This is a genomic window from Pseudomonas lactucae (genome assembly GCF_016937615.1).
GTDB lineage: Bacteria > Pseudomonadota > Gammaproteobacteria > Pseudomonadales > Pseudomonadaceae > Aquipseudomonas > Aquipseudomonas lactucae.
This window is the reverse complement of the sequence record NZ_JAFHKI010000164.1, coordinates 24,800-34,556: the sequence shown is the minus strand read 5'-3', so window position 1 is coordinate 34,556 and position 9,757 is coordinate 24,800. Positions and strand designations below refer to the sequence as shown.

Here is a 9,757-nt window from a genome sequence, read left to right as displayed (position 1 = left end):
CTTGCCCCGATGAGGCCCTCCCAGACACCACAAGACCCCCAGCCATAAAAAAGCCCCGAACCAGTCGGGGCTTTTTCATTCAGCACTCAGGCTTAGCGCGGAAACGCAGGCGGGTTAACCCCAGCCATGTCTTCCATCACACGAACCACCTGGCAGCTGTAGCCGAACTCGTTGTCGTACCACACGTACAGCACAACACGGTTGTCCTGGGTAATGGTCGCTTCCGCGTCCACCACACCGGCGTGGCGCGAGCCGACGAAGTCGGTGGACACCACTTCCTGCGAATTGACGAAGTCGATCTGCTTGTGCAGGTCCGAGTGCAGCGCCATGTAGCGCAGGTACTCGTTCATCTCTTCACGGGTCGCGGCTTTCTCAAGGTTCAGGTTGAGAATCGCCATCGACACGTTCGGCGTTGGTACGCGGATCGCGTTACCGGTCAACTTGCCGGCCAGTTCAGGCAAGGCCTTGGCAGCAGCGGTGGCCGCACCGGTCTCGGTGATGACCATGTTCAACGCGGCGCTACGGCCACGGCGATCGCCCTTGTGGAAGTTGTCGATCAGGTTCTGGTCGTTGGTGTATGAGTGAACGGTTTCGACGTGGCCGTTGACGATGCCGAACTTGTCGTTCACAGCCTTGAGCACCGGCACGATGGCGTTGGTGGTGCAGGAAGCGGCGGACACGATCTTGTCGTCAGCCGTGATTTCACCGTGGTTGATACCGTGCACGATGTTCTTCAGCTTGCCCTTGCCAGGCGCGGTCAGCACAACGCGGTCGATACCCGGGCAGGCCAGGTGCTGGCCCAGGCCCTCGGCATCACGCCATACGCCGGTGTTGTCCACCAGCAGGGCGTTCTTGATGCCGTACTGGGTGTAATCCACCTCGGACGGGTTCTTGGCGTAGATCACCTGGATCAGGTTACCGTTGGCGGTGATGGTGTTGTTTTCTTCGTCGATGGTGATGGTGCCATTGAACGAGCCGTGCACCGAGTCGCGACGCAACAGGCTGGCGCGCTTGGTCAGGTCATTCTCGGCGCCTTTGCGCACCACGATGGCCCGCAGGCGCAGGCCGTCGCCGCCACCGGTTTTTTCGATCAGGATGCGCGCCAGCAGGCGGCCGATACGGCCGAAGCCGTACAGCACCACGTCGGTGCCTTTGCGGGCCGCGGCGTTTTGCTGGCCAACCACGTCGGCCATTTCTTCACGCACGAACTGCTCGGCGCTGCGGCCGGCACCTTCCTTGCGGAATTTATAAGCCAACTTGCCCAGGTCTACCGAGGCCGCGCCGAGCTTGAGCTCGCTCATGGCCTTGAGCAGTGGGAATGTTTCGTGGACGGAGAGTTCGCTGTCGTCGGCGGAGCGATGGCGCGCAAAGCGGTGGGCTTTGAGAATCGCGATGACAGACTGGTTGATCAGGCTGCGGCCATAGATCGAGCTCACCACATTGTTATTGCGGTACAGCTGACCGATAAGCGGGATCATCGCTTCTGCGAGTGCTTCACGGTCGATCCATTCACCAAGACACTGGTCGGGCTTCTGAGTCACGGGAACCTTCCACATGTAGGGGCTGAAAAAAGGGGCTACATTATGTCGCCCGAGTGCCCGTTGAGCAATGCGCGACGGGCAACAAAAAGCCCTTGCAAAAAAATACCACCGCGCTACAGACCAGGAAATACGCGGGTTCCAGAAGGCCACTAGTGGAACAACCCTGCCAACTTGTCCGTAACCCTCCGAAACATCCGCTGTCTTTGGCACTACATATTGAGTCAAAACCCTGCATTGTTTGTCTTAACCACTACATTTCCTACAAACCGCATTCCACACAGTCAGCAACTGACAGGCGGCACCTCGGGCCGTTACAATTGCCGACTTTGTCGCAACGCTTGGAGCTCAACCTTCCGTGCCCGTTCTGCGTCTACCGTTACTCCCTGCCGCGGCAGGTAAACAGCACTGGGGCAACCTGCCCGGTGCCGCCCTGAGCCTGGCCATCGCCGAGGCTGCCAGCGCAGCCAAGCGCTTTACCCTGCTGCTCACCGCCGACAGCCAAAGTGCCGAACGGTTGGAGCAGGAGCTGAGCTTCTTCGCCCCCGATTTGCCGGTGCTGCATTTTCCCGACTGGGAAACCCTGCCCTACGACCTGTTCTCGCCGCATCAGGACATCATTTCCCAGCGCATCGCCAGCCTGTACCGCTTGCCGGAACTGGCCCACGGTGTGCTGGTGGTGCCGATCACCACGGCGCTGCATCGCCTGGCGCCGACCAAGTTCCTGCTCGGCAGCAGCCTGGTGCTGGATGTCGGCCAGAAGCTTGACGTGGACCAGATGCGCACGCGCCTGGAAGCCAGCGGTTACCGATGTGTCGACACGGTGTACGAGCACGGTGAGTTCGCGGTACGCGGTGCGCTGATCGACCTGTTCCCGATGGGCAGCAAGTTGCCGTACCGCATCGACCTGTTCGATGACGAGATCGAGACGCTGCGTACCTTCGATCCGGAAAACCAGCGCTCCATCGACAAGGTCGAGTCAATCAAGCTACTGCCGGCGCGGGAATTCCCGTTGCAAAAAGACGCGGTCACCCGCTTCAAGGCGCGCTTCCGGGAACGCTTCGACGTGGACTTCCGCCGTTGCCCGATTTTCCAGGACTTGAGCAGCGGGATTACGCCGGCCGGTATCGAGTACTACCTGCCGCTGTTCTTCGACGAAACCTCGACCCTGTTCGATTACCTGCCCCAGGACACCCAGGTATTCTCGCTGCCGGGCATCGAACAGGCGGCGGAAAACTTCTGGAACGATGTGCGCAACCGCTACGAAGAGCGCCGCGTCGACCCCTCCCGCCCTCTATTGCCGCCCGCCGAACTGTTCCTGCCGGTGGAAGACTGCTTTGCGCGCCTGAAAAACTGGCCACGTGTGGTCGCCAGCCAACAGGACGTGGACGCCGGCGGTGGCCGCGAACGTTTCCCGGCGCAAGCGCTGCCCAACCTGGCCATTGAAGCCAAGGCCAATCAGCCGCTGGAAGCGCTGTCGAACTTTCTCGGCGACTTCCCGGGCCGTGTGCTGTTCACCGCCGAATCCGCCGGGCGCCGCGAAGTGCTGCTGGAGTTGCTGGAACGCCTGAAGCTACGCCCGAAAACGGTCGACAGTTGGCCGGATTTTGTCGCGAGCAAGGACCGCCTGGCGATCACCATCGCGCCGCTGGATGAAGGCCTGCTGCTGGATGACCCGGCCCTGGCGCTGATCGCCGAGAGCCCGCTGTTCGGCCAGCGCGTGATGCAGCGTCGTCGCCGTGAAAAACGCGCCGACGCCAACAACGACGCGGTGATCAAGAACCTGACCGAGCTGCGCGAAGGCGCGCCGGTGGTGCATATCGACCACGGTGTCGGCCGCTACCTCGGCCTGCAGACCCTGGAGATCGATAACCAGGCGGCCGAATTCCTCACCATGGAATACGCCGAGGGCGCCAAACTCTATGTGCCGGTGGCCAACCTGCACCTGATCGCCCGCTACACCGGCAGCGACGACGCCCTGGCGCCGTTGCATCGCCTGGGCTCCGAAACCTGGCAGAAAGCCAAGCGCAAAGCCGCCGAGCAGGTGCGCGATGTCGCCGCCGAGCTGCTCGACATTTATGCGCGCCGCGCGCCCGCGAAGGCTATGCGTTCGCCGACCCGAAAGCCGACTACGCCACGTTCAGCGCCGGCTTCGCCTTCGAAGAAACCCCGGACCAGCAAACCACCATCGAAGCGGTGCGCGCCGACATGCTTGCGCCCAAGCCGATGGACCGCCTGGTCTGCGGCGACGTGGGTTTCGGCAAGACCGAAGTGGCCATGCGCGCCGCCTTCATCGCGGTACACGGCGGCCGCCAGGTGGCGATCCTGGTACCGACCACCCTGCTCGCCCAGCAACACTACAACAGCTTCCGCGACCGCTTTGCCGACTGGCCGGTGACCGTCGAAGTGATGAGCCGCTTCAAGTCGGCCAAGGAAGTGAATGCCGCCGTCGCCGACCTGGCCGAAGGCAAGATCGACATCGTGATCGGGACACACAAGCTGCTGTCGGACGATGTGAAGATCAAGAACCTGGGCCTGGTGATCATCGACGAAGAGCACCGCTTTGGTGTGCGTCAGAAAGAACAGCTCAAGGCCCTGCGCAGCGAAGTCGACATTCTCACTCTCACGGCGACGCCGATCCCACGCACCCTGAACATGGCGGTGTCGGGCATGCGCGACCTGTCGATCATCGCCACGCCGCCGGCGCGACGCCTGTCGGTGCGCACCTTCGTCATGGAGCAGAACAAAAGCACGGTGAAAGAAGCCCTGCTGCGCGAACTGCTGCGTGGCGGCCAGGTGTACTACCTGCACAACGACGTAAAGACTATCGAGAAATGCGCCGCCGACCTCGCCGAACTGGTACCGGAAGCGCGCATTGCCATCGGCCACGGGCAGATGCGCGAACGCGAACTCGAACAGGTGATGAGCGACTTCTACCACAAGCGCTTCAACGTGCTGATCGCCTCGACCATCATCGAGACCGGCATCGACGTGCCGAGCGCCAACACCATCATCATCGAACGCGCCGACAAGTTCGGCCTGGCGCAACTGCATCAATTGCGCGGCCGCGTCGGGCGCAGTCACCATCAGGCGTATGCCTACCTGCTCACGCCGCCGCGCCAACAGATCACCTCGGATGCCGAGAAGCGTCTGGAAGCCATCGCCAACACCCAGGACCTGGGCGCCGGTTTTGTGCTGGCCACCAACGACCTGGAAATCCGTGGCGCCGGCGAACTGCTGGGCGACGGCCAGAGCGGGCAGATCCAGGCCGTGGGCTTCACGCTTTATATGGAAATGCTTGAGCGCGCCGTGAAAGCGATCCGCAAGGGCGAACAGCCGAACCTCGACCAGCCGCTGGGCGGAGGTCCGGAAATCAACCTGCGTCTGCCGGCGTTGATTCCCGAGGACTACCTGCCGGATGTGCACGCAAGGCTGATCCTGTACAAGCGCATCGCCTCGGCCACCGATGAAGACGGCCTCAAGGACCTGCAAGTGGAGATGATCGACCGCTTCGGCCTGCTGCCGGAACCGACCAAGAACCTGGTGCGCCTGACCCTGCTCAAACTGCAGGCCGAGCAGCTTGGCATCAAGAAAGTCGACGCCGGGCCGCAGGGCGGGCGCATCGAGTTCGAAGCGCAGACGCCGGTGGACCCGTTGGTGCTGATCAAGCTGATCCAGGGCCAGCCCAACCGTTACAAGTTCGAAGGGGCTACGCTGTTCAAGTTCATGGTGCCGATGGAACGTGCCGAAGAACGCTTCAATACCCTGGAGGCGCTGTTTGAGCGCCTCATCCCGAAAACTGTTTGAAGGACGCCTCAATGCGCCTGTTCCGCATGCTGAGCTTGTTGTTGGTGGTCGTGGCGCCTTCGGCCTTTGCCGACAGCCCGTATCTGGTAGAAATGATCCTGGTACGCCAGAACGCGGAGCCTGTGATCAACAGCCGCGCCGCGCCGGAAAACTGGGACGAAGGGGCGGTGCGCCTGGGCGATAAAATGAGCCCGCCGCGCCTGAACAACATCGTCGACAAGCTCAATGCCGATAACAGCTACACCGTGCTGGCGCACAAGGCCTGGGAACAGAACCTGGGCGAGCAGCCGGTCAAAATCGCGATCACCGACGGCCAGGAGCAGTTCGGCCAGTTCCCTGTCGAGGGCACATTGAACCTGCAACTGGGGCGCTTTACCGACATCGACGCGCAGTTCTGGGTCAATCAATTCGACAGCAACGCCAGCGTGATCGCCAGCGAACACCTGAACCAGACCGACGTGCGCACCAAGAACAACCAGCTCAATTACCTGGATGGTGGCCACCTGGCGCTGCTGATCAAGATCACCTCGCTGACCGCCAAGCCACCGAGCGCACCACCGCCCGACATTCAGGACTGATCCAGCGCCATGCCCCTGACGCCGTCGCTGACCAAACCCCTGGCCCCTTCGTGGGCCAATCGCTTCAAAGAGCAGAGCCTGGAGCGCGGGCGACGTTATGCCCTGGAGAACCGCGTGCGTATCGTCGAATCCGGCGACAGCACCATCATCGCCAGTTGCGAAGGCTCGGGCGGCAACGTCTATCGGCAAACCATCTCCCTGCGCGAATCCGCCAAGGGCCTGTTGATCCTGGTGGACAGCCGCTGCACCTGCCCGGTGCACACCAACTGCAAACACATCGCGGCCGTGCTGCTCAAGGTCCAGGAAACCCTGGCCTATCCAGCAGCGGCGCAGGATGCCGAACTGCTGGAAAAACTCCAGGCCGTGCTGGATAACCGTGTAGTGCTGCCGCAGGTGGTGATAGAGGATGCGCTGCCGATCCCGCGCCTGTGGCTGGCCAGCGTTGAATTCAGTGCGTTCGAACCGCGCAATGGCAAGATGCAGCGCTATATCCAGCACCGTGCGGCGCTGTCGTTCAACTACTTGGGTAACTATGTCAGCGGGCAGAAGAACGCCGACATTATTGTGCGCGAGGAAACCCGGAGCCTTCGCATCAAGCGCCATCCCGAGCTGGAGCAGCCCTACCGCGAACAACTGCGCCTGCTGGGCTTCAAGATCGCCACGCGCCAGAGCAAGGCCTTGCCGGAAAGCGCCGGCGAGCTGTTCGAGATGGTCAATGACAGCGCCTGGCTGAACTTCACCCTCAACGCATCGCCCACCTTGCGTAGCGAGGGGTGGGAGTTGCAGATCGATGAGGACTTCGGCTTCGACCTGAGCCCGGTCGACGACTGGTACGCCACCGTCGATGAAGGGCCTGAGCGTGACTGGTTTGACCTGGAACTGGGGATCATCGTCAACGGTGAGCGACTGAGTCTGTTGCCGATCCTGCTCAACCTGATGCGCTCCCACACCGAGATCCTCAACCCGGAAAAAGTCGCGCGGCGTCGCGATGACGAGCTGATCCTGGTCAACATCCCAGGCTTGCCCAACGGTCACGGCCCACTGCAAGTGGCGCTACCCTACGGCCGCCTGAAACCAGTGCTGGCAACCCTCGGTGAGTTTTACCTGCAAGAGGCCGGCACCACCACGCTGCGCCTGGCCAAGGCCGACGCCATTCGCCTCAACCCGCTGGAAGACCTGCCACTGCAATGGGAAGGCGGCGAGAAGATCCGCAACTTTGCCCAGCGCCTGCGCGATATCAAGGACTTCACCTGCGTGGCGCCCGAAGGCTTGAACGCCACCTTGCGCCCTTACCAACTGGAAGGCTTGAGCTGGATGCAGTCGCTGCGCCAACTGGATGTGGGCGGAATTCTTGCGGATGACATGGGCCTGGGCAAAACCCTGCAGACCTTGGCGCATATCCTCAGCGAAAAGATCGCCGGGCGCCTGGACCGGCCGTGCATGGTGGTCATGCCCACCAGCCTGATTCCCAACTGGCTCGACGAGGCGGCGCACTTCACCCCGCAGCTCAACGTGTTGGCACTGTACGGTGCCGGGCGTAAGAAACATTTTGCCAACCTGCAGGACTACGACCTGCTGCTGACAACCTACGCCCTGCTGCCCAAGGACATCGACCACCTCGCCACCCTGCCCTTGCATGTACTGATCCTCGATGAAGCCCAGTACATCAAGAACCCGTCCAGCAAGGCGGCCCAGGCGGCACGCGAGCTGAACGCGCGGCAGCGCCTGTGCCTGAGCGGTACGCCACTGGAAAACCATCTGGGCGAGCTGTGGTCGTTGTTCCACTTCCTGCTGCCGGGCTGGCTGGGCGACGTGAAAAGCTTCAACCGTGACTACCGCGTGCCCATCGAAAAACGCGCCAGTGACGTACGATTGCAGCACCTCAACGGTCGGATCAAACCCTTCCTGCTGCGCCGCACCAAGGAACAGGTGGCCACGGAATTGCCGCCCAAGACCGAGATCATCCACTGGGTCGACCTCAACGAAGCACAGCGTGACGTATACGAAACCATGCGCCTGGCCATGGATAAAAAGGTCCGCGACGAGATCACCCGCAAGGGCGTGGCGCGCAGCCAGATCATCATCCTTGAAGCGCTGCTCAAACTGCGCCAGGTCTGCTGTGATTTGCGCCTGGTCAACGACGCCACCCTGCCCGCCCGGGGCAGCAGCTCGGGCAAGCTCGACAGCCTGCTGGAGATGCTCGACGAGTTGTTTGCCGAAGGCCGGCGGATTCTGTTGTTTTCGCAGTTCACTTCGATGCTGAGCCTGATCGAAGCCGAACTGAAAAAACGCGGGATTGCCTACGCGTTACTCACTGGCCAGACCCGTGATCGGCGCACGCCGGTGAAGGATTTCCAAAGTGGCAAACTGCAGATTTTTCTGATCAGCCTGAAGGCAGGCGGCGTCGGCCTGAACCTGACCGAAGCCGACACCGTGATCCACTACGACCCGTGGTGGAACCCCGCCACGGAAAATCAGGCCACCGACCGTGCGTATCGCATCGGGCAAGAGAAGCCGGTGTTCGTCTACAAGATGATTGCGCGGGGCACAGTGGAAGAGAAAATCCAGCACCTGCAGAAGGAAAAATCCGACCTGGCGGCGGGCGTGCTGGACGGGCGCACCACCGGGGATTGGCAGTTGGGCAACGAGGAGATCGAGGCGTTGTTTGCGCCGCTGCCCAACAAGCAAGAGAAGCGCTGACGGTCGGATCGCCATCAGGCGCGACTCAGTCTTCAGTCAATCAACTGAGCATCCCGCAACGCGGCAAGCGCTGCCAGCCAACGAGGATCCTGCTTGTAGTCCGTCGAGGCAATCGACTGGCCGCGCATGCGCGCAATGCGTGCCGAAGGCTTGACCTTCATCCGCTGTGCCGCAGAGAGGGCAAGCTCGGCCGCTGCACGATCGTTGCACACCAGGCCCATGTCGCAACCGGCGGTCAGCGCCGCTTCAATCCGACTGGCCGCGTCGCCGACCACATGGGCACCGGCCATGGACAGGTCATCACTGAAAATCACCCCATCAAACTGCAGCTCACCACGCAGGATGTCCTGCAGCCAACGGCGCGAGAAGCCGGCGGGCTGGTTATCGACTTGCGGATAAATGACGTGCGCCGGCATCACCGCCGCCAGTTGCTTGCTCAGGCGTGCGAAAGGCACCAGGTCGTTGGCGCGAATCTGTTCCAGGCTGCGTTCGTCATTGGGAATGGCGACGTGGGAATCCGCCTCGGCCCAACCGTGACCGGGGAAGTGCTTGCCGGTAGCGGCCATGCCGGCGCTGTTCATGCCACGGATAAATGCACCGGCGAGCACGGCGGCGCGCTCGGGGTCGCCTTCGAAGGATCGGGTGCCGACCACGGCGCTGCGCTGGTAGTCCAAGTCCAGCACGGGGGCAAAGCTGAGGTCCAGGCCGACAGCCAGCACTTCAGTGGCCATGATCCAGCCGCATTGTTCGGCCAGGTATTCGGCATTGAGGTTATCCGCCAACGCGCGCATGGCCGGCAGACGCACAAAGCCCTGACGCAGGCGCTGCACGCGGCCGCCTTCCTGATCGACCGCCAGCAGCAAGTCCGGGCGCACCGCGCGAATCGCCGCGCTCAGTTCCCGTACTTGGCGCGGGTGCTCGATATTGCGCGCAAAAATGATCAGGCCGCCCACTTCAGGCTGGCGCAAGAGGTGGCGATCCTCGGCCGTCAGCCAAGTACCGGCGACATCGACCATCAAAGAACCTTGCAGGGCAGCAGTCATAAACCTTCCTTAAATAACGCCCACAACCCATTGCGCTGACGTCGCGCGGTAAGCACGGCAAGCACAATGGGTTGCGGGTAAATAGCTGAAA

The 9,757-nt window shown here is 62.0% G+C and carries 4 protein-coding genes and 1 pseudogene; 3 read left to right on the top strand and 2 right to left on the bottom strand.

Going from position 1 to position 9,757, the window contains the following annotated elements:
• Positions 1–92: 92 nt before the first annotated feature.
• Positions 93–1,556: a glyceraldehyde-3-phosphate dehydrogenase gene (locus JWR98_RS25680; protein ID WP_078732042.1), complete on the bottom strand. Its 1,464-nt coding sequence runs from the start codon at positions 1,554–1,556 to the stop codon at positions 93–95.
• Positions 1,557–1,896: 340 nt separating this feature from the next.
• On the opposite strand from JWR98_RS25680, the pseudogene mfd reads away from it, so the two are divergent.
• The 3 genes and pseudogenes from mfd (at position 1,897) to JWR98_RS25665 (ending at position 8,623) form a co-directional block, all read left to right on the top strand.
• Positions 1,897–5,345: pseudogene (mfd, locus tag JWR98_RS25675) on the top strand (transcription-repair coupling factor).
• A gap of 11 nt (positions 5,346–5,356) precedes the next feature.
• The gene (locus JWR98_RS25670) at positions 5,357–5,923 is read left to right on the top strand and encodes a CsiV family protein (RefSeq protein WP_003172579.1); all 567 of its coding nucleotides are present in this window, start codon (positions 5,357–5,359) and stop codon (positions 5,921–5,923) included.
• A 9-nt stretch (positions 5,924–5,932) separates the two neighbouring features.
• Positions 5,933–8,623: a DEAD/DEAH box helicase gene (locus tag JWR98_RS25665; RefSeq protein WP_078732040.1), complete on the top strand. Its 2,691-nt coding sequence runs from the start codon at positions 5,933–5,935 to the stop codon at positions 8,621–8,623.
• A 32-nt stretch (positions 8,624–8,655) separates the two neighbouring features.
• On the opposite strand, the gene nagZ is transcribed toward JWR98_RS25665, so the two are convergent.
• Positions 8,656–9,666, bottom strand: a complete 1,011-nt coding sequence (nagZ, locus tag JWR98_RS25660) for a beta-N-acetylhexosaminidase (RefSeq protein ID WP_078732039.1) — start codon at positions 9,664–9,666, stop codon at positions 8,656–8,658.
• Between the last annotated feature and the right edge of the window lie 91 nt (positions 9,667–9,757).